The following is a 24672-nucleotide window of genomic DNA, read 5'->3' on the forward strand; positions in this document are numbered from 1 at the left end:
CCCGGTTGCTGTCGGCCAGCGGGGTCAGGGTGAGTTCGGTGAGGATCGACCGGGCGAGTTTGCGGGCGGCTTCGACGTCTCCTCCAGCGCGAGGACCCCTTCGACTTCGAGGTCGAGGTAGAGGTGGGCGCCTTCGTCTGGTTGGCCGATGGTGACCATGAGCGGTGCAGGGCAGGATGGGCCGTCGAGGTCGACGTCGAGGTTGATGTCGTGCTCAAGGGTGAGCACGAGCCCGTCACCCTCAGCTCTCCAGCCGTCGGGGATCACCGTTGCCGGCTGGTCGAGGAGCACTTCGAGGCTGTCGGCGCTGTGGCGAACGAGGCGGGGGCGGCAAGGCACTCCGCTGTCGGCGAAGTCAACGGACAGCTCGCCCAGCGCGTACTGAAGATCGGCGATGAGGTCCTCGTCGGCCATCGCCACCACGGTCTGGTGGACCTGTCGTTGGTCCGGCACGGGCGGGGGTAGATCTATGCCGTCGTGCTCGAGCGCGAACTCGCGCCGTCGGCGCTGGATGTGCCGCTTGGCGCCCACGGCGAGGGCCACGCTCGACAGGCCGCCGAAGGCAAGCCACCAGCCCAACCCAGAGTCCGACCCCGTCGCCGTCTCTGGTTGATCGTCGGCGGTCGGCTCCGCCTCCTCATCCTGCGGGAGTGACTCGACGGTCGAGGTCGGGGCTGTGGTCGTCGGCACGATCGTGGTCGCGGTCGTCGGCGCCGGTTCGGTGGTGGGCGGTGGTGCTTCGGCTTCGGACTCGGGGGCTGGCTCGGGCTGCGGGGACTCCGGCTCGACGGGATCGGCAGGAGGTGGCGGCGGGGGTGCAGGCTCGTAGCCGGTCGGCGGAAGGACGAGGACCTGGCCTGGGTGGATGAGGCTGGGATTGGCGGGGTCGACGAGGCGGTCGCGGTTCGCGTCCATGACGTCGATCCAGTACGGCTCGACCTCGGGGTCGGTCGGTGGGCGTTCGAGGTCGACGGCGAGGCGGTCCTCGGACATGTCCCACAGGTTGTCGCCATCGACGACCACGACTTCGCTGGCTACCGGTTCCGGGGAGGTGACGGTTGGTTCTTCGGCGGGGAGGTCGAGGACCCATCCGGACCGAAGGCTCTCGTCTGCGGCGGTGAGGACGTGCCCGTCGACCATGGTGCGCCCGACGTTGAGTGCCCGGATCTCTTGCCAGCGCAGCCCGTCGTCGAGCTCTCGTTCAGCGATGGCCCAGTAGGTGTCGTGGCGTTCGACCGAAACGGTTCGAGTCGGCGCCGCCACCAACGCCGGCGCAGGCTCGGTCGTGGGCCACGAAGGCGTGTCGCATGCGAGCTGGGCGCGCAGGTCGATGACGGGCGCGGCGATGGACGGCGGCGCGGCCACTGCGGCGGACTCGACGGTGGCGACGGCCGGTGTTGGCGGTGGTGGAGCTGCGACAGCTCGAGCTGGTTGGAGCGGGGCGACGAGCATGACGATGCCTGCGACGAGGCGGGCCGCGGCCGCTTGGAGTCCAGGGGCGATGGGGAGGTCGCGGGGTTGACGCCCCTTGAACGCGGCGGTGGCCTCGATGAGGAACGCCAAGGCGAGCTGCGCCCAGGCGATCCATGCGACGACGGCGAGGGCGTTGACGATGAAGGTGTCGGTGATGCCGGTGTTGATGGCGGTGGAGAGGGTGTCGCTATCGGGGATCGTGGTCGGTAGCGGCCAGCCGACGAGTGTGGCCAGGCCGATCGGGACACCGATGAGAAGGAGGGCGGCGACCGCGAGGGAGCCCAGGCCTCGAAGGACCGCGGTCGATCGGCGGCTGGTCATGGGTCGTCTCCTCGAACGGCGGAGGCGGTTTCGGTGACGGTGATGGTCCGGTCGGCGCCGGGGAGGACGCGCAGGGGCTGGACGCGAGTGACGGTGACGGTGATATCGGCGCCGTCGACGAGCGCCGTACCGGTGGCACCGACGCGGGCGAGGTAGTCGAGCGCGGCAGTCTCAGCGTCGCCGGGGTCGAGGCGGGGTTCGTTGGTCTGGCGGAGGTTGGTGAGGTCGATCTCTTGCGCGCCGGCGCGGGCTGCTTGTTCGGCGTCGTTGCGCGCCGCGTTGTGGGCGTGGATGACTTGGCCTCCGTCGTAGGCCATGCCGGCGACCATGACGAGTGCGGTGGCGACGACCGCGACGAACGCGGTGATGCTGCCTCGTTCGTCGTTCCATCGGGTCACGGGCCGTCTTCTCCTCGGTAGGTGTCGATCACTTCGGTGGCCGTTGCGGTGAAGGTGCGGGTTCCCGGGACACCGAGGAGGGTCACGTCTGCCATCGACGCGGTGCATTCGACGGTGACGGTGACGGTGCCGCCGGGTTCGAAGTCGCTGGTGTCGACGATGGCTTCGAGGGTCGAGCAGGACACGCCTGCGGTAGCGAGGTTGGCCTCGACGGCGGATCGGGCATCGGTTGCGGCGTTGCCGGGGTGTTGGCGCAGTGATGCGGCGCGTGCTCCCTCGGCTGCGGCTCGCTCGACGTTGCCGTCGGCCTCGGAGACCTTGCCGGCGAACACGACGAGCAGCATGAGGAACACGAACGCGGGGGCGATGACGGCGACCTCGACCGATACCGAGCCACGCTCGCTGCACCGGTCAAGCGGTGAGCGCTTCATCGTTCGGGCTCCGGGATGAACCGTTCGACGGGGGCTTCGCTGCGGGCGGTGACCGCCCATTCGATGCCCGGGACCAGTTTTGGTGCGTCGCCGTGGACTTCGGCGACGACGACGGTGGCCTGGCGGTCGACGGTGATGGTGACGCCGGTGAGGTTGCCGGACTGGGCGAGGTAGCTGGCCGCAGCGGCTTCGCCCTGGGCAGCTGAGCCGTCTTGGACCTGGGCGGCATCGACGGCTTCGGCCGCGGCGGCGTTGGCGACCTGCTTGGCGTGCCACCACAGCCCGTACTGGACGATGAGCATGAGCCAGATCAGGACAGCCGGGAACAAGATGGCGACCTGGATGGTGGTCATCCCCCGCTCGTCACGCAGCCGGGTCATGGTCCTCAGCCGGCGGGCTGCTCAGGGGTCGGTATGTTGTCGGCATTGCCCTTGGCGGCGGTGTAGATGATCCCGAGGACAACGATGGCAGCGCCGACGAGCAGGAAGGTGATGACCGCGACCTCGGTCGTGGTCATGCCCCGTTCATCGGTGGGGTCGATGCCGCAGCGGGCGCAGAGGTAGTCGAATATCAGGGTGATGTCGGGCATCGGATTGTCCTTTCTGGTGGGTGCAGGGGGAACTCGCTCAGGGGGTCGGCCCGCTCACCGAGGTGATCTGGGCGATGGCTGGGTAGGCGATGAAGACGAGGAACCCGAACAGCAGGACGGCGACGGGGACGGTCATGCGTTCGGTGGCTGCTTCGGCGGCGGCTTCGGTCTCGGCGATCTGGTGGCCTCGGAGGGTGTCGGCCTTGGCTGCCAGTGATGCCCGGATGCGGGCGCCGTGGGATCCGGCGAGCGACACGCTGGCTGCGAGTTCGGCGAGTTCGGTCACGCCGAGCCGATCGGCGAATCCGGCGAAGGTGTCCCATGGAGATTGGCCGGTGAGGCGTGCTCGGCGCAGTTCGCTGCGGATGGTGCGGTAGCCCCACCCGTCTCCGGCGTCGGCGGCTGCGTGCAGGGCGGTTTCGATGCCGGCTCCTCCGGCGAGCAGGACGTTTACCAGGTCCAGGTAGGACGACAGGGCGTGGCGGAACGCTCGTCGGCGGCGTTCGGCCTCGTCGCGCAGCAAGAAGTCGGGGAGGATGAACCCGGCTGCGGCGGTGGCGAGGGACAGGACGCCGATGACACCGACGGGCATGGTCATCCCGGCGAGGGTGAGGGCGACCGCCGCGAGGTTGGGGACGAGGAGTCCGGCGACGGCGCCGAGGAGCTTGTCGAAGGCGTGGCGTTCGGGGGTGCGTTCGACCAGCTCGAGCTCGCTGCGGAGCCCTGTCGAGGTGTCCTGTCCGACGGCCCCGATGATCCGCCGCGAGATCGACCCGATGCGGTCGATGGTCGGGTCCGCTGCTGGCGCGACGGTACCGATCGGTGTTCCTGGGCGGGCCAGGTCGGCGAGGACGAGCCCGATCGGGGTGGGTCGAGGGGCGAGCGCACGCCAGGTGATCAGCGCGCCGGCACCGATTCCCGCGCCGAGGAGGCACATGACGACGACGTTCACGGCTCGGCTCCCACCGCTGTCGGGCTGGCGGCTCGAGCCGTGAAGCGCTCGGGTAGGTCGATGCGGGCCATGCGGGTGAGGAGCCATCCGCCGGTGGCGAAGATGGCGCCGACGACGGCCAGAACGAGTTGACCAACGGGGCTGTCGTAGACGGCGAGGTAGTCCCGGTTGACCAGAGCGAGGAACACCACTGCGGCGACCACGACACCGACGATCACCTTGGTGGCAGTTCGCACTCTCGTGCGACCGACCTCGACGCGGATGCGCATCCTCGCCTCGCCGCGTGTGGCATCGGCGAGCCGGGACAGGAGGCTGGACAGGTCGCTGGCTTCCATCCGGGCGGCGATAACGAGCGCGGCGACGACCAGATCACCGGAGGGGTGGTTGAGGTCGTTGCCGAACGCGACGAGCGCATCGGGCAGCGGTTGGTGTTCGAGGCGACGGACGAGGGTGCGGACCTCGGGGGCGATCGGTGCGGGGGCGACGTTCGCTGTGGCGATGATGGCTTCTTCAAGCCCGGACGCGGCGACGATCGAGTCGCGGATCATCTCGGTCCACGAGGCGATGGCCTCGGTGCGGGCGATCTCACGGTCGCGGTGGCTCTTTCCTCCGAGCACACCCGGCAGGGCGGCGACGGTGAGCGCGCCGAGGACCCCGCCGACGAACCAGCCGGCGACCGCCCACACAACGATGAACGCAGCGACGCTGGACGCGATGCGGGCCGTTCTGGGGCCGCCGACTCTGCGTTGTGCGCCGGCCCCACCCCTTCGAGGATCGGTCGGCCGGTGAGCCCGGCGGCGACGAGCAGGAGCCCCAGTGCTGCGCCGGCCGCGAGTGCGGCGATGACCAGGACGCTCATCGCCACCACCCGTCGGCCATGGCGTGCGCTTCGATGTCGAAGCCGTAGCGCTCGAGCTTGTCGGTCAGCTCTCGGGTAGGGGGCGCGGCCGGGGCCGCGGTGCCGGTGTCGTTGGGACGCCAGAGTTCGTTGGAGACGATGTGGGGGCCTTCGAGGGTGCCGGTGACCTGGCGGACGCTGGTGATGCGCCGTTCACCCTCGACCCAGCCGAGGTGCACGATGAGGTCGACGGCGTTGGCTACCAGCAGGTTCGTCACCTCGGGCACCAGCCGCTCGGGGGTCATGGCCGCGTACATGGCGAGCCGCCCGAAGACGCCCTTGGACGAGTCGGCGTGGATCGAGCACATCGACCCGTCGTTGCCTTGGGACATGGCGAGCAGCATCGGGAGCACCTCGGCGCCGCGAACCTCGCCGACGATGACGCGGTGTGGGTCCATGCGGAGCGCGGAGCGAACGAGGTCGGCGAGGGTGATCGCGCCGACGCCTTCGGTGTTGGGCTCGCGGGCTTCGAGGGTCTCGTGGTCAGGGTGGAGGTCCTCGAAGCGTTCCAGGCCGATCTCGAGTGAGTCCTCGACGGTGATGAGCCGCTCGTCGGGTTCGATCTCGTTGATGAGGCAGCGAAGCATCGTGGTCTTGCCGGTGCCGGTGCCGCCGGCAACGATCACGTTCGCTCGGGCCCGCACCGCGGCCGACAGGAACCTGGCGAGCAGGTCGTTGCACACACCGCGTGCGACGAGCTGGTCGACACGGTGGATGTCGAAGTCGTGGCGGCGGATCGTCACCGTGGGTCGACCTGACACGGCCATGAGGGCGTGGAGCCGGTCGCCGTTGGGGAGTTGGAGGTTGAGCTCGGGTTGGGCGTGGTCCCAGCGGCGTTCGCTTCGACCAAGCCTCCGGGCCGCGGTGGCGATCAGCTCGACCAGCTCGTCGTCGGACGCTGCGACCGACGGGCCACGCACCTTGGTGCCGTCGCGCATGGTGAGCCACACCCGGTTCGCCCCCGAGATGTGGATGTCGCGGATCGACGGGTCGTCGAGCAGCGGTTGGAGGCGGGCGAGGCCGTGGAGTCGATCGAGCACCGCGGTCATCACCGCGTCCTCGGTGGCTTCGTCGAGCGGTTGGCGACCTGTGGAGTAGGCGTCGGTTGCCAGTCGGCGCAGTTCGTCGGCCAACAGCTTGCGGGCCAGGGCTCGTTCATCGGATACCGACAGGCGGCCCCGGCCCTCGTCCTCATGGGCGCTGTGAGCGGCGGTGAGCGATTCGCCGACGATGCGATGCAATCGGCCGACGAGCTCAGCGGCCTCGCCCTCGAGCGGGGCCGACGACGCGGTCGAGGTCGTGGGTGGCGTGAGTGCGACGGTGGCGCTCATCAGACCGTCACGACGTCAGGGACTTGGGCGGCGGGCTGGTCGATGATGTCCGCGAGCCCAGCGACGGCTCGGGACAGCCGGGAGCGGGCGAGGGATCGGGAGGTGGTTCCGCCGTCGCGGAGGTGGGCGGCAGTCGTGGGGTCGTCGGGCAAGTGGGCCAAGACCGGCGCGCCGAGTGAGTCACCGATCTCGGTGGGCCGGTAGGTGCCGTCACCGACGAGCACCACGCCGACCTGCACGCCGCGGTGGCCGAGGTTGGTGGCGTTCAGTGTTGCGACCGCGTGGGATGCGGCGACGAGCTCCTCGGCATTGGGTCGGGCCAACACCAACACCACCTCGGCGGCGTCGAGGACGCGCGGGCGGCGCCACATCCGGCCGACATCAACGACCACCGTCCCGTCCGAACGGCCAAGAACCCCCACGATCCGCTCCCCCGCTGTCCGCCACAACGACTCCGCGGTCTCCGCGGCGTCCGGGCCGACCAGCACCGGGATGCCGCCGGCGTTCTGGGCGTGGTCGAGCCAACCGCCGGGCTCGTGTGGGTTCGCCGCAGCCAGCGTGACCAGGCCCGGTTCGCGTCCGAGCCCGTAGCGGATCGCGACCACTCCACCGGACAGGTCCGCCTCCACCATCACGGCGTCGAGGTGCGACGCGACGAGCAGAGCGGTGGTGGTGACCCCGGGTGCGCCCCGGGCCGAGCACAACGCCACGGCTCTCATGGCGACACCTGCACGAGCCGCAATGACCCCGACCCCGCCCGGGCGGCAACCGCAACCGCGTCGCCCTCCGGCGCGAGGATCGACACGAGCAGTCGGTCACTTGTCAGCTCCTCGACCGAGACGACGGTCGCCCCGCGGGCGATCACCACGTCGCCGGTACCAGTGGTGGCGTCGGCACCGTCGTCGCTTGTGTCGCCTTCCTCAGCCTCGTTTGCGACCGGGTCGGCGGGGTCGACGGTTCGAACCACGTTGACGAGGTCACCCGGGGACAGTCCCATCGCTGGGTAGCCGCCCGGTTCGAGCGACAGGCCGACGATGCCGTCGCCCGCCTCGAGCGCAGGACGGTCTGCGACGACCGAACGCGTGAGCAGGGTTCCCGGTGCGAGGTCGACGAGCGCCACCTGGCCGACCACGCTGTTCAGGTCGGCTTGGGTCAGGTGGGCGAGCGTGTCGTCGCTGGCGACGTAGACCACACGAACATCGGACGACGACAGCGTCTGGCCTCGTTCCACGGTGCCGACGACGGCAAGCGCTGGTGACTTGTCGACGGCGCTCAGGTGCCACAGAACCGCGCCGAGAGCGAACACGGTCATCACCAGCACGCCGACAACCAGCTCGGGCATGCGCACGCGGCGGCGGGGTGGAGCGATGCCCGCTACCGGGGCGGGGCGGTGCCCATTCGTGCTCGGTGCTCCCGATCGGGGCGCGCGGACGGTTGGGGTGGATGCCATGTCAGTCGCCTCTCGTGCCGATCGCTTGGATCTCTCCCACCTCGACATCGAGGGTTGAGGTGCGGGTGATCGCCGGGAGGGTCCCACCGAACGGCGCATTCGAGGTCCAGGTGATCTCGAGGCGGACCGTGGCCGAGAGGTCGAAGGTGCCGCCGTCGGCCGAGGCTGACGACCGGCGGTAGGTGTGGGTGCAGTTGCTGGCGTCCTCGTCGACGCCGGGCGACCAGGCGACGCCGGGGCCACGGCACACTTCGCTGCCACCATCACCGGTGCCCCAGGTGACCGACACCGGTCGAGCGGTCACCGTCGACCACACCCGGCCCGCCTGCGCGGTGGCGGTGTAGGGCTGCCACCACGACGAGTCGATCCACAACCAGGTCGGGATCTGCACGTACAGCCGTCCGCTCTCTTCTGGGCTCGTGCGGATCGCAGGCGGCGCGATCTCCACGGACTGCAACGCCTGCTGAGCCAGAGCGACCGGGTCGACCAGACCACCCTCGGGGATGATGAAGTAGCCGTCGACAGCCACTGCGCCGGTGCCCTCGCACCAGTACTCGAGCCAGCGTCCCGTCGCCGAGTGCTGGGTCTGGAGGGTGTCGACGTCGTAGATGCCCATCTGGAAGTCGTCCTCGATGACGACGTGCCACTCACACGGCGGACCTTCCCCTCCTCCTCCTCCTCCACCGCCACCCGAGCCGCCACCACCGGGGTTCGCGGTGCCGTCGCCTGCGGTGGCCGTCGGGTCGCCGTCGCCATCGACGTAGGCGCCACCTCCTCCACCTGGAGGAGGACGGTTGCCGGCACCGGCCGGTGTCGTGGCAAGCAGGACCGAGGCCCCGGCGAGGAGCAACGCCGTCAAGACGCGAGTGCGCATCCGGCCACCCCCTCGAACTGCTGGAGGAGTCGAGCCTCCGACACCTTCCACACCCCGTCGACCCGAAGCATCTCGGCCTGGACGTTGTGGGTGCTGACCGAGTCGTCGACCACCTCACCGGTGTCGCGGCTCACGACCAGGCCGTCATCGACCACGCACTCCTGGACCACGGCACGGTCGCCGTCGATCTCCACCACTGTTACCCGCTGGATGTTGTGAGGTTCCGTGGCTCGCTCGAACGCGACACCCGCGTCGAGGTTGGACTGGGTCTCGGCAACCACCGCATCGAGCTGACGGCCAGTGGCGAAGTCGCGCAACGCCGGATCGTCGGGGTTCGGGACCCCAGCGTTCGCGTTGAAGCGCGCGTTCCAGTAGCCGACGTAGCGATCGATCACCTCCTGCTCCGCGGTCGTACCCGGAGCAGTGGTGACCGGTGTGGCCTCGGTCGTGGTCGTCGTGGTGTCCCGCGACGTCGAGGACGTCGACGCGGTGGTCGATGTCCTGTCTGCGGCGGTCGTCGACGACGCCGCGGTATCGCTGTCGTCATCGCTGCAACCGGCGAGCGCGAGGACCAGCGCAACACAGAGGGCGCTGATCACGGCGCGTCGGGGTGGGTGACCGAACCAAGGCATGGGTGTGCCTCCTCGTCCGAGGGGACCCGTACCCAGCGCCGACCATCCCACCAACACGGGACGGCGGCGGACCGTACCCATGAGGGATCGACAGCGAGTGGCGCTGAGGTGGGAGGTCCGCCCCGTATCGGTCAGGCAGACGAGACCGGGCCGACCACGACGTCGACCAGCAACGACGGTACCCGATCGTCTCGGAGTTGTCTCCTGACCTCGGGTCGATCCCGCTCGAGGACCCATCAGCTCGCCAGCGGCAGGACGCGCAGGCAGCGCTCGGCGCGGGTGCGTCGACGCCAGATCGCGTCCGCCGACATGTTCATGTCCGCGGCCACGTCGACCAGCGACTCACCGCCGAGGCGGGTGCGGATGATCGTCGCCAGCGCGGCGCTGGAGACCATGCCCTGCTCCTGGGCGCTGCGGAGCTCGTCGAACAGCTCCTGCTCGCAGACGACCTGTTCCGGAGTCGGGTTGGGATCGGCGCCGAAGCGCCGGTTGTGCAGCTCGGGTTCGACCGGGCACTCGATCGTGGCCCTGTTGCGGAGGAACTCCTTGCGGACGTCGAGCACCACGTTCGCCGCCACCGGTCCCGGCCGCTGCGGCGGGTAGGTGCGGATCCGGTTCCACGCGATCGACACGACCTCACCCACCGAGTCCGGCTCGTCGTGCGCCACCCCGGCGACCACGCGGACGACGCCGCCCAGCAGCGCCTGGAGCAGCGTGCGGGCCGCGACTTCATCGACGGGGGCCTCGGTGGCGAGCACCCGCAACGCGCTGGCCCCCCAGTCGCGTCTGCCCCGGGTGTCGACGAAGTCGTTCAGGCTCTGGACTTGGCCCAGCTCGGGGTGACGGGCCGTCCAGCGCATCAGCGCTCGACGAGCCTTCGGAGAGCGGGCCAACGTGGCCCACTCCTCGTTCAGAGCGTGCACGATCGTTGTCATCGGGAGGACCTCCTGGTGCTGGTTGGACACCAGGAGGCTCCGCGCGGCCCATCCCGTTGGCTCTCCCGTTACCTATCCGGTTGGCGAAAAATCCTCGAGATTCTTCAACCGGATACCCAACGGGATAGACAGCGCGATGTCACGCCTTGTGGGCCTCGTTTCGTCCAGGAATCACCAGTTCTGGCCAGTGGCCGAGGTCGCGGCGGAGCTGGCGGTCGTGGGTCACGACGACTACCGCTGCGGCCGTGGTGTCGAGGGCCTCGGTGAGTTCGTCGACGAGCGCGATCGACAGGTGGTTGGTGGGTTCGTCGAGGAGCAGGGCGTGGGGTCGGCCGGCGAGGGCGAGGGCGAGGTCGAGACGGCGTTGCTGGCCCATGGAGAGCTCCGCGAGAGGTCGAGCGGTGTCGGCAGCCGAGAGCAGCCCGAGGGACCGCAACGGCACGGTCGCGTCAACTCCCTGGTGACGGAGTTGGTGCATCCGGGATTCGTAGATGTCATGGACTCGGCGTCGGTCAGCTGACGGGGTCTCCTGGGCGACGATGCCGATGCGGGCGTTCGCCGCGACCCTCACCGAGCCCTGGTCCGCTTCGAGCTGTCCGGCAAGCACCGCGAGCAGGGTGGACTTGCCGGCCCCGTTCGGACCGGTAATCAGGAGACGGTCGCCGGATTCGAGCGCGACGGTGACCGGACCCGTGAGCCGGCCGTCGACCGCGACCTCCTCGACTCGCACGAGCGTCACGCCGGACAGCGTTGCCAGTTCGGGCATGTGGAACCGCAGCGGCGCCACCGGTCTCGATACGGCGTGGTCGGCGAGGTCCTCGATCCGTCGGTTCACCGCCCGCACCAGAGACGGTGCCCGAGTGGCGCGCTGGTGCTTGCCGGTGCCCTTCGGCGGACGCCACCCCGAACGCAGCCGGTTCTGCGCCGCCGAAAGGTCGTCGGCGAGGCGGGCCTCCTCGGCCAGGTGCTGGTCGTAGTCCTGCTCCCACCGGGCCATCGCCGCCGCACGACCGGCCCGGTAGCCCTCATAGCCGTCGCCGTAGACGCGGGGCCGTCCGTCGATGCTGGGATCCAGGTCGAGGATCTTGGTCGCGACGTCGGCGAGCAACACCCGGTCGTGGCTGACCAGGACCACCCCGCCGGGATGGTCGCGCAGCGCGGCGGTCAAGAAGTCGAGGCCGTGCTCGTCGAGGTGGTTGGTGGGCTCGTCGAGGAGCAAGAAGTCGTGCTGGGCGCCGAGCAGGCACGCCAGGCGCACCCGGTAGCGCTCCCCGACCGACATCTGCGCGAGTGCGCGGCTGCGGTCGCGCACCGCGCCGAGCGCGTCGAGCGCCAAGTCAACGCGTCGGTCGGCATCCCACGCGTCGAGCGCCGTCGCTGCATCGAGCCGCCGCGTACTCGTCGTCAGCACCCTCGACCTGGCCGCGGCAGCCTCGTCGAGGGCCTGCAACGCGGCGCGAGCATCGGCCAGCTCCACGTCGATCAGCTCACCGACGGTTCGCGCGTCTCCAGCAGCCAGTTCCTGCTCAGCGACGCCGATGCTGCCGATCCGGCTGACCGTCCCCGAGTCAGGGCGCAGCGTCCCCGCGAGGACGTGCAGCAGCGTCGACTTGCCGCGACCGTTCTCACCCACCACGCCCAGACGGGTGCCCGCGGCAATCGACACCGACACGTCGACCAGGACCGGCCGACCCCCTCGTTCCACGTGCACCGACGCGGCGCCGAGTTGGGCGCGCGACCGCGCCCGAACCTCTGTGTTGCGAACCAAGACCAGTTCCTTCCCAGTGGGTGACCATCACCGCCAACCGGCGCGGCCACACGCGATCCACGAACGAGCGACCCCTCCGTCGGGGTTCGCCGATCAACCCGGACGCGACAACGCGTCCCCGGGCTGGTGGATCAAAGGAAGATCGACTGCAACATGACAGCCAGGCTACCAACGAATCTGGCTCCTACCGGGCAGGTTCGCGGGCGCTATCCAGCTTGAGCGCGGGATTCGGTCCGATTCGCGGCTTACCTGGGCATGGAACACGATCGAGTCCTCACGTTCACGCCCGTCAACCACCCGAACCGCCAGGTTCGCCGGGTCGGCTTCGATCTGTCGGACACCTACGTCGAGCAGTGCTGGTCTGCTGTCGTCGGGCCGAGCGCGGTGGTGCTGTTGCGCCGGATGCCCGAGCTGTGGCGCCACGAGGTCCCGGCCAAGATGCCCGCGGACGAGCTGAGCCGCTCGATCGGGCTCGGGGGCGGGACCGGGCCGAACAGCCGGCTCATGGCGATCACCGATCGGATGGTCAAGTTCGGGCTCGTCCGCCGGGGTGGCGGACCGGACCGCTTCGACGTGTTCCTCGAGGTCGCACCATTGCAGGCCCGACAGCTCGAGCGCGTGCCCGAGTGGACCCGGGCCACCCATGAGCGGTTGTTCTCGGCTCACCTCGAGGGCTTCGACGGTGTCGCCGAGCACCGAGCGAAGGTCACCAACGCGGCGGTCGATCTGGATCGGTTTCGTGACCGAGCCACCCATTCCGACCGCACCCCACCAGCAGCGCGTCAGGCCCTTGGGCGATGAGCCTCAGGCGCCGTCCCGGCTCTCCCGGAAGCCCGGTCATCGCGGGAACCCACGTCGGTTCTCAACGGCAGGTCTGGCGCGCACACATTGACAGGTTCCCCTTCGGGGAACCTGTTGGCTATCCGGTTGGCAGCTCGTCGTGAAGTTCACCGTCACCCCGCTCGGCGGTGGCCGGGCCGACACGGCCCGGGTCGTGGACTCGATCGTCCGCTACCTGAACCCGCCCGCCGCCAAGACCCCCGGGGCGGGCGGCCCCGCTCCATCGGGGACAGAGGGCGCGGAGCAGTACTACGCGGACAAGGGCGAGGAACCGGGTCGGTGGCTGGGCCGCTACGCCGCGACCACTGGCCTGGCGGGGCCGGTGCAGCGCCATGACTTCGCGTCGGTGCTCGCTGGCCGTGATCCCCACACCGGGGAACGGTTGATCACCGCGCAGGGCTCGGCCGGTCGACGCCCGACGTTGGGTGCCGGGGCACACTCGCGGACCGGCACTCATGGCGAGCGGCTCTATGACGTCGCGGACGCTGCCGCGGTCCTCGGGGTCACGCATCGCGAGGTCGGGCGCATGCTCGACGCCGGGACCCGCCTGGTGCTCGCGGCACTCCCGCCGACGGCCGGTCAAGGCTCAACCGGATATCCCGTTGGTCATCCGGTTGGCGCTGCCGAGACCGAGCCCGGCGCGGCGTACCTGGTCCCTTTGGTCGATGAGGACGGTTCCCGATGGGTGAGCGAGGAAGAGCTGGCCCGCTGCCAACAGGCCCGCGACGAGGGCGTGACACCCGAGCAGGTCCGTGCCCTCGGTGGCCCCGAGGATCAGCTGTCGATCAGCGACGCAGCCCGCCTCGCCGGTGTGACCAACCGCTACCTGCGCGGAGTTGCCCGTTACCACGAGGACCACCCGGTGGAGATCGCCCAGTCGGTCGCCGCGGGTCGTCAGCCTCGCCGGGCGTACCTGGAAGCACATCGGGGCACGAAGGGCCGCTGGTTGGTCACCCGTGAGCACTTGGCCGAGTTCCTCGAACGACGACGACCACCGGCAGTGCGCGTCGCCTACGACCTGACGCTCACCACCGAGAAGTCCCTCGGGGTGTTGGCCCTGCTTGGCAACGACACGACCCGACGGGCGGTGCTGGGGTCGATCCAGGCCGGCAACGACTGGGCGCTCGGCTGGATCGAGGAACGTGCCGTGGGGCGCATCGACGGCCAACCAGTCGCGGCGCAGGGGTTGATGGTGGCGTCTTTCCGACACCTCACCTCACGGGCACTGGACCCGTTCCCCCACCATCACAACGTCGTGCTCAACACCGTCCAGGTTCCCGACGGTTCCCACCGGTCGCTGTGGTCACGCTGCCTGTACCGCAACGCCCAAGCCGCGTCCGCGTTGGCGACCGCGGAGATGCGCCACGAGCTCGCCAGCCAGCTCGATGTGCGATGGCGGCCCGGCCGCAAGTCCGGATGGGAGATCGACGGCATCGACCAGGCCGTCGTGTCGGAGTTCTCGAAGCGCCGCAACGAGATCGACGACGCCCTCGCCGAGCTCGAAACCGAGATCGGCCGTGGCGCGCATCCCGGCGAGGTCGAACACATCGTCTTGCGCACCCGGCCGGCCAAGAACCACACCCCCGCCGACGAGCTCATCGCCGACTGGCGGGCACGCGCCGAAAGAGCCGGTCTGACCAGCGATGATCTCGACCGGCTCGCCCCACCCATCCGTGAACCGGATACCCAACGGGATAGCCAAGCGGATAGCCAGCGGGATAGGACAGAGACCGTCTACCGACTCCTCGCGGCCGATGACGGGATCTGTGCCGGTGGGTCGGTGTTCGCCCGAGCCGACGCCATCGCCGCGGTCGCGAACGTCGGGGTCCCCGATCCCGACGGTGTCGCCCAACCACTCCTCGGTGGCGCGACCCAGGTCCTCGAGCTGACCGACGGGTTCCTCGCGTCTGGCCATGTGGTCGCGCTCACCGACGGCGACGAGCCGCTGTTCACCACCCGAGCGATGCTCGAGATGCAGAACCGCATCGCAGCACGGTTCCGGGCCGGTCGCCACGAAGGCACCCACCACGTCACCGACCACCACCTCGCCACCGCGCTCGCCGGCCACCCGCACCTGACCGGTGAACAGCGCGACCTGGTTCGGTCGTGGTGCCAAAGCGGCCACCGGTTCCAACCCGCGATCGGCCGGGCTGGCACCGGCAAGACCACCACCGTCGCTGCCTGCGCCGATGCCTGGCGAGCCGCCGGCTACCGCGTCGTCGGTGCCGCGGTGAAGGGCGAAGCCGCCCGCACCCTCGCGGCGGCCACCGGGATCGAGTGCGAGACCGTCGCCTGGTACCTCGCCCACACCGACCCCGACCAGCCACCCCTCGACGCCCGCACCATCCTCGTCATCGACGAAGCCTCCACGCTGCACGACCAAGCCCTCGACACGCTCATGGACATGGCCACCCGTACCGGGGCCGCCGTGCGCCTCGTCGGAGACCCCGCCCAACACGGAGCGATCGCCGCCGGTGGGATGTTCCGGGTGCTCTGCGAACGGCACCCCCACATCACCCCCGAACTGACCACCAGCCACAGGCTCCAACACCCCAGCGACCGAGCCGCCGCCGATGCGCTCCGTCGAGGCGACATCGACACTGCGTTCGACGCCCTCGCCGCAGCGGGACACCTCCACGTCGTCGGTGATGACCTGACCATGTACCGCCAGATCCTCGGCCGCTGGTGGGACGCCCACCGCAACGGCGACGACCACCCCATGGTCGACCGGCGCAACACCACCCGCCGACAACTCAACCGCCTCGCCCACCTCCTCCGAGCCGTGAACGGCGAACTCGGCGACGACCAGATCCCCGCCAGCGGGGGACGCAGCTTCGCCACCGGCGACCGCGTCACCGCCCGCGCCCCCAATCGGGCCCTCCACGTCGACGGCGACCGCCACGCCTACGTCCGCAACGGCGCCCTCGGTACCATCACCGCCACCTACCACTACCCGAAACGGCCAGCCGAGGATCGAATCACCGTCGACTTCGACGGCATCGGCACCATCGAGTTGCCCCGCAGCTTCTTCGACCACCACCGCACCAACGCCGGCCGCACCGAGGTCGGCATCGACCACGCCTACGCGCTCACCAGCTACGCCGTCCAGGGCTCCACCCGCGACGTCTCCACCAGCCGAGTCGACGCCACCGCCACCCGCGCCGAGACCTACGTCGACATCACCCGAGGCCGCAACGCCAACCACCTCTACCTCACCGCCGCCACCGACCCCCTCGACGGCGAAGCCCTCCCCCGCGTCCCCTCACCACCCGCGGATGTCGCCGTCGCCGACCGGCTCCACCGCTCCACCGGCGAGCTCACCGCCTGGGAACTCGCCCATCCCATCGAGCCCGCGGCCGCCGGACAGGTGGTAGGACGATGACCGCCGGATTTGTTGTCGGTTTTCGAGGCTGTTCGCGGCTTACCCAGGTACGGAAACGCACCAGGAGGCCCAGCCCCATGACCACCGAGACCCCCATCGACGACGAGGTCCTCACAATCGAAGAGGCCGCAGCGCTCCTGCGCATCAGCCGCAACGCCGCCTACACGCTCTCCCGCAAGTGGCGCGCCACCGGCGGACGCGTCGGGCTCCCCTGCATCGAGATCGGGCGCAGCGTCCGCGTCCCCCGCTCCGCCATGCGCCAACTCCTCCAGTCGGCCACCACCCACGACCCCGACGACCAGGTCGCCTGAGACGCGTGCCATGCGTTCACGCTGCGAGTACCTCACCGCCCGCTGCCCCTACGGCTGCGAGGTCTGGCTCCACCCCCGAGCCGTCGCCCCGCACCACGACCGATGCCCCCGGCCACCGCTGGACCGACCAGCGCCTACCCGTCACCCAGACCGTCCTCTCCGACGACCAAGCCGACCTCGCCCGCCTGATCTGCCCACCCGAGCAGCTACAGCGACCGGACTTCAGCGGCGACCGCCTCCTGAGTCCCCGCCCGGGGATGCGCCTCCACGACGGGCTCGTCGCCGGAGTCGTCGTCGAGTCCCCGGTGCCCGCCGTCACCGGCCGGCGTTGGTGGACCGTGCTGCGCGCCGCACACGACCAGGGATGGTCGACCCACCTGGCGCTCGAACCCGAGAGCTTCCGCCACCTCGAGCAGCAGCTCGGGCTCGTCGACCACTTCGCCAGCTGCACCATCTGCAGCGACGACATCACGCCCAACCGGATGAAGTACCACCAGCAGACCAACTCCGTCTGCCGGTTCCTCGCCGACACCGCCGAGGTCCGAACCTTCTGGAAGCTCGGCTACCGCGATCCCTACCTCGTCCGGGGCGACGGCGTCCCCATCACCTGGACCGAGCTGAACAGCCGAGTCGCCTGGCGCACCCGTCTCCACATCGTCCGCTTCCGCCTCTGGACGGCAGTGCTCATCTCGGCGTCCAAGGCAGTTGCCTGACCAGGCGTCCGAGGACTTCTAGGATGAGTTGCTCTATCAGATGGATCTGATAGAGTTGGCGACCATGGACGCCATCCAACCGAAGTACAAGGCAATCGCCGACGACCTGCGACGCCGAATCTCCACCGGCGAGTTCAAGGACGGGACCCTCCCGGGTATCTCCACGCTGCAGGCGCACTATGACGCCGCGCTCAACACCATTCGAGGAGCACAAGACATCCTCGAGGGCGAGGGACTCATCCAGCGCCAGCAAGGGCACCCGACTCGTGTGATCCGGACGACGGCAGACGAGCCAACCGTCGACGAGCTGCTCGCCAGGGCCGAGGCCGCACTCAGCACTGCCGCAAGCTTGATAGCCGCTGCTCGACGAGCAGCGTGAGCGCGCCCCTCACGCTCCGAGACGGCGGATGAGATCAGCTCGGGTGTCAAGGGCCGACTCGAACCAGGCGTGAACGGCCACCCAGGTGATCGCGGCCAGGGGGCCGTCCTCGTCCTCGATCTCCAGCGCCCGGGCAATCAGGTAGCCGAGCATGGGGTTGTCTCCCTCCGGCCACGGAGGGTTCGGCTGGACACGAGTTCGCAGCGCCTCGACTCCCTCCTGCCCGTCGATGTAGCTGTTCACCCGCTCGCCCCATAGGTCGGCCGCGGGGCTGTCGTCGTTGTCGTCGAAATAGTTCATCGCACCATCCTTCTCCGTCGCCCACGAGCACGTGGACCGGTGAACGCGACAAGGGGGTCGGACGCCCCATCGGCGCCCGACCCCCTTCGTCGTCCTACTGGTACAGGTGAGCGACGGCGCAATGCGCCCGTTGGACGTTCCGGCCGAGGTCCTCGGCCACACAGCTCGCGAGCTGGAGCTCTTCCACCGCGATGCTGACCACCTCGTCGGGGTGGACGGTCGTGCCATCGTCGGTGGACCACTCACGTCGATCGCCGAGCCGCTGGAGGCCTGACACGATCTGATCGCAAACCTGCGGCAGCCGGTCCGCGATGACGCGGAGCTCCCCGAGCAGCCGGTAGATGTCGCCCACATCCTCCCAGCCCGGAGTCCGGCACGACGGTGCCATGAGGGTGAGGTGGTTGAGCGTGCGGAGCGCCTCAGCTGCGACCTCAGCCGTCGCGGCAGGCGTCATCGCCGAGGCAGTCACCACGCCGTCGCGGCTACTCATCGCTGGGTTCCTCGGTCTGCTCGGACTCGTCGGTCTGCACCGACGGCTCCGTCGACTCGGGCGCCTGGCCGGTCACATAGTCGTTCCAGTTGATGGCGCCGCCGAGGAGGTCCTCGAAGGTGGACGCGGCCTCGGCCTGCATCCCCGGCAGGACGTGCTGGTACACCGCCATGGTGAACGCGACGTTGGCGTGACCGAGCCGCTCGCTGACCACCTTCACGGGCACACGCGCCTTGAGTAGCAGGGTGGCGTGGGTATGGCGAAGGTCGTGCAGCGAGATCGTGGGCACGTCGAGCTTGGCGACCTTGCGGTCGAGCACCTGACTGAACGAGTGCGGGTGGACCCACGACCCGTCCGGCTTCACGAACACCAGCTCGTCACCCTTGGGCTCGACGCCACCCTTCTCCTCGGCGCGCTCGATCTTCCAAGCCTTCAACACGTCGACGGTCGTTCGATCGAGATCGATCGTGCGGCGACCAGTTCCGGTCTTCACGTCGGAGATCTCGACGTCGTAGGCGACCGACACCAGGGCCTGGCGCACCGAGAGGCGGTGCGCCTCCAGGTCCAGGTCGCACCACCGCAGACCGAGTACCTCACCACGACGCATCCCGGTGTAGGCCGCGAGGTGGAACGCGGGGTGAAGCCGGTGGCCGCGGACAGCGTCGAGGAACGTCCGGAGCTGGTCGATCTCCCACGCCTTGATGTCGCCCTCCTGGCGGCTCTTCAACGTCGGCGCATCGGCGAGGGGCACGACGTTGCGCACCACGAGGCCCTTGCGCTGCGCATCCGACATCGCCTTGTTCAACATCATGTGGATGTTGCGCACGGTCTTGGGTGCCAACCCCGTCGGACCGTCGCCGGTTCCGACCTTGGCCTTCGCCGACTTGCCCTTGGTGCCCGTCGGCTTCTTGCGGCCTTCGGTCAGCAGCGTCGCGTAGAACAGGTCGAGGTCCTCGGCGTTCAGCTTCTCGAGCGGGCGACGACCCAACGCCGGCAGCACGTGCAGGTCGATGTTGCGGCGATAGGCGTCGTAGGTGCTGGTCCGCACCCGCGACTTCTGGATCGGCAGCCACCGGTCGACCAGGTACTGACCGAGGCTGAGCTTCTCGGTCGGGATCGGTTCGCCGTCGTGGCGACGCTTGATCTCCGCGGCGAGAACCTTCTCGGCGTCGCTGCGCCTGGTCCCCGCCGGGATCCAGGACCGGCGCTTCCTGCCGGTCCCCGGATCGATGCCGTCGTAGACGACGGCGTAGTAGTAGTTGCCCTTCTTCTGGATGCCTCCGCGCATGGTGCGGTCCCTTTCGAGTCGATTCCGACGAAAGGGACGCCACGCAGCGGATCAAGGCCGTATCCCGAGACGTCCGACGGGCATAGGGCGCTGCCAAAGGCCACCATACCGAGGGCGAACCCGAACGTCGAGAGTCGACTGCTCGAGCCTGCCCCACCAGGCGCCGAGGCACCGCCAAGGCCATCGGACGCGGCCAGGTGGCCGTGCCGTTGCGTGACGTCCTGGACCAGCCCGTCACAACGCGTCCCAACCCGCGGTGTAGAAATCGGTGTAGAAGTCAGGCCCGGGGGAACTGCCGGGGGAACACCTCGGCAACCCGGAGGAACACCCCGAACACGGCGAAAGCCCAGGTCAACGACCTGGGCTTTCGAACCGAAGTTGGTGGCGGGGGCAGGATTTGAACCTGCGACCTTCGGGTTATGAGCCCGACGAGCTACCAGACTGCTCCACCCCGCGGCGTGGAGCTGACTCTATCGCCGTCGACCAGCCCACTCCAACCCGGATGGGATCCGCAGCTCCTCACCAGGCACTACAACGTAGGTCGGTTGCCCGGGCCCGGTGTGGGGCTGATGCACAGGAGGTGCTTCCCGAATGCGAGCAGCGATACTGGAACAGGTTGGTGCTCCCCTCGTGGTTCACCCCGATGTGGACATCGAAGAACCGCGTCACGGAGAGGTGGCGGTGAAAGTCGTCCACTGCGGTGTCTGCCACAGCGACCTGAGCATTGTGGACGGCACCTTCCCCGGTCTCCTCCCGATCATCCTCGGTCACGAGGCGGCCGGGGTGGTCGAAGCCGTTGGGCCTGGTGTCACGTCACTGGTCGTGGGTGACCACGTCGTCCTCACCCCTTGCGCCCCGTGTGGGACCTGCCCCTGGTGTGTGCGGGGCGAGTGGTCGTTGTGCGCCAACTCAGATGCGCTCCTCACCGCGTCCCACCCTGACGGCGGCACCCGGCTGTCCCGGGGCGGTGACACGGTGTACCGAGGCATGGCGGTGGCGGCCTTCGCCGAGCAGGTCATCATCCAAGAAGCCGGAGCCGTGAAGGTGCCCGAGGGCTTCCCGCTCGACCTGGCGTGTCTCATCGGGTGCGGGGTCCAGACCGGAGTCGGCGCCGTGATCAACACCGCCGGGGTCAGTGAAGGAGACAGCGTTCTGGTCATGGGACTGGGCGGGGTCGGCCTGAGCGTGGTGCAGGGGGCCCGACTGGCCGGCGCCACCCAGATCATCGTGAGCGATCCGGTGGCCGAACGTCGTCAGCGGGCCCTCGACCTTGGTGCCACCCACGCGCTCGACCCCGCCGACGACGATCTCGTCACTGCCGCCCATGACCTGTCACCCCATGGCATCGGCGTGGACTGGGCCTTCGATGCCGCCGGCCGATCCAGTCTTGTGGTCACCGGTCTCGACGCCACCCGCAAGGGCGGCACCACCGTGATGGTCGGGGTCCCCGGCCTAGATGATCCACTCACCTACCCGCTGCCCGCCGTGCTCGCCGTGGGAGGGAAGAAGCTCACGGGCTGTCTTCTCGGGAGCTCCAACGCACTGCGGGACATCCCCCGCCTGGTTGACCTCGCCCAGGCCGGTCGTCTCGACCTGGCCGCTCTGGTCACCGCCCGCCGGCCGCTCGAAGACATCAACCTGGCCCTCGATGACCTTCGCACCGGCACCGGGGTCCGCACCGTCATCGACCTCTGAGTTCATCGACCTCTGAGTTCATCGACCTCTGAGGCAGCGCCAGCACCAACGCCGAACACCCAACGCCTCTGGCGGGTCGGTCTCGGGTCAGGCTCCGGTAGTCGTCGTTGTGGTTGAACCACCTGGGCCGTCGCCGGGACCAGCCACGGGTCCTTCGCCCCTCGCCCCCTCCCCCGTCGGACCCGGGGCCAGGGATGCCAGCGCGGCCGAGATCGTTCGGGCCCGCTGGATCGCTTCGGCATGGGCCACCATGTCGCCGCGACGAGCGGCAGCATCGGCCGCAGCGAAGGCTTCCTCCAGGTCCTCGATCAATGACGCCAGCCGTTGATCGTCATCGGATCCCGCTCCAGGGGTGGTGGACGAGGAGCCTCCTGGCTCGGTCGTCGTCGTCGTCCCGCCTGCCTGGGAGGGGTCTGAGCTTTCGTCGTCGAGGTCCACCACCACCGGATCGGTGAGCGGCGTGCTCTCGATGGCCTCGGGCACGTCGTCACCGAACAGCTTCACCAACGCCCCCCGCAGGGTGTCACCCACCTCTATGCGGGTCTCCTCGGCAGACTGGTAGCTCACGATCACCTGTTGCAGCTTAGATGCCCCCAGTTCGGTGCCCGACACGAAGAACGACTGCACGTACAGGATCGAGGTGCCGATCGGCACGATCGATGGCGTGGCCATCGTGCACGTCGACTGACCTTGGCACAGGGTGCGGCGTTGGGCAGCCACGTCCTCGTCGGCCTGGATGTTGTCGGCCGCGGTAATCGGCCCTTCGGGCAGCTTTCCGCCCGGCATTACGAACGATCGGAGCTGGCCGTAGGAGTCGGGGTCACTGCTGGCCACCATGAATGCGGTGAGAAGGTTCTGGCCTCCCCCGCCCCGCGACGCCCCCACGAACGGCCGAAGCAGGACGAACGATGCCCGCTCGTCACCGGGCAGTTTCAGCATCTGGTACTTGGACTCATAGCGGCTGCCGCTGGTGATGGGCTGCCCGTCGGCACCCACCGCGGTGGTCTGGTCCCCGCTCACCCGCTTACCGCCGGGCTCAGGCGGGATCGCCCATTCCGAGTTGCCGTTGTAGAAGCTGTCGGCGTCGGTGACGTGGTACTTGGACCACATCTGGGTCTGGACGGTGAATAGGTCCTCGGGGTAGCGGAAGTGGCCCCGCAGGTCGGCCGGCACCTGGTCGCCGTCGGTGAAAAGGTCGGGGAAGGCCTTGCGATAGGCCTTGATGAGGGGGTCAGTGTCGTCGACCACGTACAAGGTGATGGTGCCGTCATAGGCGTCCACCACGGCCTTCACCGAGTTGCGCACGTAGTTGAAGGATCGGCCCCGGAGGCCGCTGGTGGCGCCGAGCCCACCGGTATCGGCCCGCTGTGCGTTGGGGAAGTGCGACGACGTGGTGTAGGCGTCGACCACGTACTTCACCGACCCGTCGGTCACCACCACGTAGGGGTCGTGGTCATAGGCCAGGAACGGGGCCACCGCCTGCAACCGTCCGGAGATGTCCCGTTCGATCAACACCCTGGAATCGGCGCCGATATTGCCCGACACCAACGGGTTTACGTCGCCGAAGCGCAGGGCGAACGCGGCCCGGCGCACGAAACCGGCCAAACCGTCTCCGACCCGCACCCCGTCATTACCGCGGTAGGTGGTGGTGACAGACTGGTTGGCGGCGTCTTGGTAGTCGATCTCACTGCGGTCGGTGTCGACGATGACGTAACCGGTCTTGTCCTCACCGAAGTAGATGCCGGGCTCCTCCACCTCGGGCATGCCGCCGGTGGTCGACACCGGTATGTCGCTCACCACCAGGTCGGGGTCGCCGCTGGTTGTGCGGTCGTTGGCCTTGGCCGCCACCACCCCGTAGCCGTGGGTGAAGGCCAAGTGCGTGGCCTCCCACGACGACTGCTGAACGCCAGCGGTGTCGAGGTCCCGAGCCGACACCATCACCGGTGTGGTACGACCATCCACCTCGTAGCGGTCGACGTCGACGTCGTTGATCTCATAAAAGCCCTTGAGCTGCTGTTGCCGTTCGAAGCTCGACTTGATGATGGCCGGGTCCCACAGCCGAACATTCTGGAGGGTCTCCACCTCCTCTCCGAGGGTGGCAGCGTCGAGCTTCCCGTCCCACTTGAAGGTCTCGGTCTGCACGTCCAGGCCATAGGCCATCCGGGTGGCGTCGATGTTGTGGCGCAGGTAGGGCGCCTCCATCGACGACTCCGAAGGCTCGACCCGGAACCGCTGCACGAACGCAGGCACAATCCCACCAGCCACGGCCGCCACGAACATCCACAGGCCCACCGCCATCACCGGCAACGTCCAGCCTCGTCGCCAGATGTTGGCGATGAGCAGACCACAGGCGAACAAGGCGATCATCACCAGCAGGTAGGTGGAACGCAGTTCCACGTTCGACGCGGTGTAGGTGGCCCCATCCACCGTTCCCCGAGTGGAGAACGTGAGCTGGTAGCGGCCCACCCAGTAGCGCATGGCCTGGGTCAGAGCCAACATGGCCAACAGGACCGACACGTGGGCCTTCACCTGGGGGGAGCTGCGATCGGTGGGGACGTGCAGCCGGATGCCGCCGTTGACGATGTGCACCAACAACGACGTGAACAAGACCACGATCAGAACCGAGAAGAACCAGGACAGCGCCGCGGTGATGAACGGAAGCTGGAACATGTAGAAGGCGACGTCGACACCGAAGGTGGCGTCGCTCTGGCCGAAGTCGACCCGGTTCCGAAACAGCAGCCACTCGTTCCAGTTGGCGGCCAGGCTGGCCCCGAACACCACCGACAACATCACCGCCAAGGCCAGGCGGACATGAGTCGTTCGTGAACCCACCAGGTCGTGGTATCGCTCGATCAGGTCATCGGCGGGAGCGACCGGCCTGAACACGGGTCCCAGTCGCTCGGCGATCACCATGTTGGCCCAGCACAGGCCGAAGAACACCCCTGCACCCAGCAGCCCCAACGAGATCCGGGTGCCGAGGGCCGTACCCCACACCGTCTCCAGGCCGAGCGACTCGAACCACAACTTGTCGGTGTAGAACGCGGCTATCCCCCGCAGCGACACCAACAGGACCAGCACGATCGAAGGCACCACGAACAGTGCCGTCCGGCGTCGCGCTGCCCGCCGTCGACGGGCCGCCAACGAATCCCGATGTCGACGTCGCGGTTCGGGCCGGTCGGGCTGGTCGGGGTCTCCGGGCACGGCCGCAGATCCTACCGATGC

Annotated in this window: 24 protein-coding genes and 1 tRNA gene; 6 read left to right on the plus strand and 19 right to left on the minus strand. The window is 68.9% G+C overall.

Going from position 1 to position 24672, the window contains the following annotated elements:
* Positions 1–24 precede the first annotated feature (24 nt).
* The 14 genes from IPG97_10140 to IPG97_10205 form a co-directional block, all read right to left on the minus strand.
* Positions 25–1794 (minus strand): LysM peptidoglycan-binding domain-containing protein, encoded by a 1770-nt coding sequence (locus IPG97_10140; protein ID MBK6856882.1) that lies wholly within the window; start codon positions 1792–1794, stop codon positions 25–27.
* On the minus strand, positions 1791–2192 hold the full coding sequence (locus IPG97_10145; GenBank protein MBK6856883.1) for a hypothetical protein: 402 nt from the start codon (positions 2190–2192) through the stop codon (positions 1791–1793). The genes IPG97_10140 and IPG97_10145 overlap by 4 nt, the downstream gene beginning before the upstream one ends.
* Entirely contained in the window at positions 2189–2623 is a 435-nt protein-coding gene (locus IPG97_10150) for a pilus assembly protein (protein MBK6856884.1), read from the minus strand. Before IPG97_10150 ends, IPG97_10145 begins: the two co-directional genes overlap by 4 nt.
* Positions 2620–2976 (minus strand): pilus assembly protein, encoded by a 357-nt coding sequence (locus IPG97_10155; protein ID MBK6856885.1) that lies wholly within the window; start codon positions 2974–2976, stop codon positions 2620–2622. The genes IPG97_10150 and IPG97_10155 overlap by 4 nt, the downstream gene beginning before the upstream one ends.
* A 32-nt stretch (positions 2977–3008) precedes the next feature.
* Complete coding sequence (locus IPG97_10160) at positions 3009–3212, minus strand: hypothetical protein (protein MBK6856886.1); 204 nt, start codon at positions 3210–3212, stop codon at positions 3009–3011.
* Between the two features lie 37 nt (positions 3213–3249).
* Positions 3250–4164: a type II secretion system F family protein gene (locus IPG97_10165; protein ID MBK6856887.1), complete on the minus strand. Its 915-nt coding sequence runs from the start codon at positions 4162–4164 to the stop codon at positions 3250–3252.
* Positions 4161–4850 carry a type II secretion system F family protein gene (locus tag IPG97_10170; GenBank protein ID MBK6856888.1) on the minus strand — a complete coding sequence of 230 codons (690 nt, stop codon included), beginning with the start codon at positions 4848–4850 and terminating at the stop codon, positions 4161–4163. Before IPG97_10170 ends, IPG97_10165 begins: the two co-directional genes overlap by 4 nt.
* A 169-nt stretch (positions 4851–5019) precedes the next feature.
* Positions 5020–6393: a CpaF family protein gene (locus IPG97_10175; GenBank protein MBK6856889.1), complete on the minus strand. Its 1374-nt coding sequence runs from the start codon at positions 6391–6393 to the stop codon at positions 5020–5022.
* Positions 6393–7112, minus strand: a complete 720-nt coding sequence (locus IPG97_10180; protein MBK6856890.1) for a chromosome partitioning protein — start codon at positions 7110–7112, stop codon at positions 6393–6395. Before IPG97_10180 ends, IPG97_10175 begins: the two co-directional genes overlap by 1 nt.
* Complete coding sequence (locus IPG97_10185; protein ID MBK6856891.1) at positions 7109–7843, minus strand: hypothetical protein; 735 nt, start codon at positions 7841–7843, stop codon at positions 7109–7111. Before IPG97_10185 ends, IPG97_10180 begins: the two co-directional genes overlap by 4 nt.
* Before the next feature lies 1 nt (position 7844).
* On the minus strand, positions 7845–8717 hold the full coding sequence (locus IPG97_10190) for a hypothetical protein (protein MBK6856892.1): 873 nt from the start codon (positions 8715–8717) through the stop codon (positions 7845–7847).
* Positions 8699–9349: a hypothetical protein gene (locus IPG97_10195; GenBank protein ID MBK6856893.1), complete on the minus strand. Its 651-nt coding sequence runs from the start codon at positions 9347–9349 to the stop codon at positions 8699–8701. Before IPG97_10195 ends, IPG97_10190 begins: the two co-directional genes overlap by 19 nt.
* A 236-nt stretch (positions 9350–9585) precedes the next feature.
* Complete coding sequence (locus tag IPG97_10200; protein MBK6856894.1) at positions 9586–10284, minus strand: sigma-70 family RNA polymerase sigma factor; 699 nt, start codon at positions 10282–10284, stop codon at positions 9586–9588.
* 139 nt (positions 10285–10423) lie between these two features.
* A complete protein-coding gene (locus tag IPG97_10205; protein ID MBK6856895.1) occupies positions 10424–12052 on the minus strand; it encodes an ABC-F family ATP-binding cassette domain-containing protein in 1629 nt (542 codons plus the stop codon).
* 255 nt (positions 12053–12307) lie between these two features.
* On the opposite strand from IPG97_10205, the gene IPG97_10210 reads away from it, so the two are divergent.
* From IPG97_10210 to IPG97_10230, 5 genes are all read left to right on the plus strand, one after another.
* Positions 12308–12853, plus strand: coding sequence for a hypothetical protein (locus tag IPG97_10210; GenBank protein MBK6856896.1), 546 nt, complete (start codon positions 12308–12310; stop codon positions 12851–12853).
* Between the two features lie 139 nt (positions 12854–12992).
* Positions 12993–16274: a relaxase domain-containing protein gene (locus tag IPG97_10215; protein MBK6856897.1), complete on the plus strand. Its 3282-nt coding sequence runs from the start codon at positions 12993–12995 to the stop codon at positions 16272–16274.
* 77 nt (positions 16275–16351) lie between these two features.
* On the plus strand, positions 16352–16585 hold the full coding sequence (locus IPG97_10220; protein MBK6856898.1) for a helix-turn-helix domain-containing protein: 234 nt from the start codon (positions 16352–16354) through the stop codon (positions 16583–16585).
* 5 nt (positions 16586–16590) lie between these two features.
* Complete coding sequence (locus tag IPG97_10225; protein MBK6856899.1) at positions 16591–17298, plus strand: hypothetical protein; 708 nt, start codon at positions 16591–16593, stop codon at positions 17296–17298.
* A 64-nt stretch (positions 17299–17362) separates the two neighbouring features.
* Complete coding sequence (locus IPG97_10230; protein MBK6856900.1) at positions 17363–17677, plus strand: winged helix-turn-helix transcriptional regulator; 315 nt, start codon at positions 17363–17365, stop codon at positions 17675–17677.
* A 9-nt stretch (positions 17678–17686) separates the two neighbouring features.
* Here the strand turns inward: IPG97_10230 and IPG97_10235 are convergent, their stop codons facing one another.
* The 4 genes from IPG97_10235 to IPG97_10250 form a co-directional block, all read right to left on the minus strand.
* Positions 17687–17977 carry a hypothetical protein gene (locus IPG97_10235; protein ID MBK6856901.1) on the minus strand — a complete coding sequence of 97 codons (291 nt, stop codon included), beginning with the start codon at positions 17975–17977 and terminating at the stop codon, positions 17687–17689.
* A gap of 94 nt (positions 17978–18071) precedes the next feature.
* Positions 18072–18467, minus strand: coding sequence for a hypothetical protein (locus tag IPG97_10240; protein ID MBK6856902.1), 396 nt, complete (start codon positions 18465–18467; stop codon positions 18072–18074).
* Positions 18460–19755 carry a site-specific integrase gene (locus IPG97_10245; GenBank protein MBK6856903.1) on the minus strand — a complete coding sequence of 432 codons (1296 nt, stop codon included), beginning with the start codon at positions 19753–19755 and terminating at the stop codon, positions 18460–18462. Before IPG97_10245 ends, IPG97_10240 begins: the two co-directional genes overlap by 8 nt.
* A gap of 379 nt (positions 19756–20134) precedes the next feature.
* A tRNA-Met gene (locus IPG97_10250) sits at positions 20135–20211 on the minus strand.
* Between the two features lie 135 nt (positions 20212–20346).
* Between IPG97_10250 and IPG97_10255 the strand changes: the two genes are divergently transcribed.
* A complete protein-coding gene (locus tag IPG97_10255; protein ID MBK6856904.1) occupies positions 20347–21450 on the plus strand; it encodes a Zn-dependent alcohol dehydrogenase in 1104 nt (367 codons plus the stop codon).
* Positions 21451–21537: 87 nt separating this feature from the next.
* On the opposite strand, the gene IPG97_10260 is transcribed toward IPG97_10255, so the two are convergent.
* Positions 21538–24651 carry a UPF0182 family protein gene (locus IPG97_10260; protein MBK6856905.1) on the minus strand — a complete coding sequence of 1038 codons (3114 nt, stop codon included), beginning with the start codon at positions 24649–24651 and terminating at the stop codon, positions 21538–21540.
* Between the last annotated feature and the right edge of the window lie 21 nt (positions 24652–24672).

Source organism: Microthrixaceae bacterium (assembly GCA_016702505.1).
Classification (GTDB): domain Bacteria; phylum Actinomycetota; class Acidimicrobiia; order Acidimicrobiales; family Iamiaceae; genus Aquihabitans.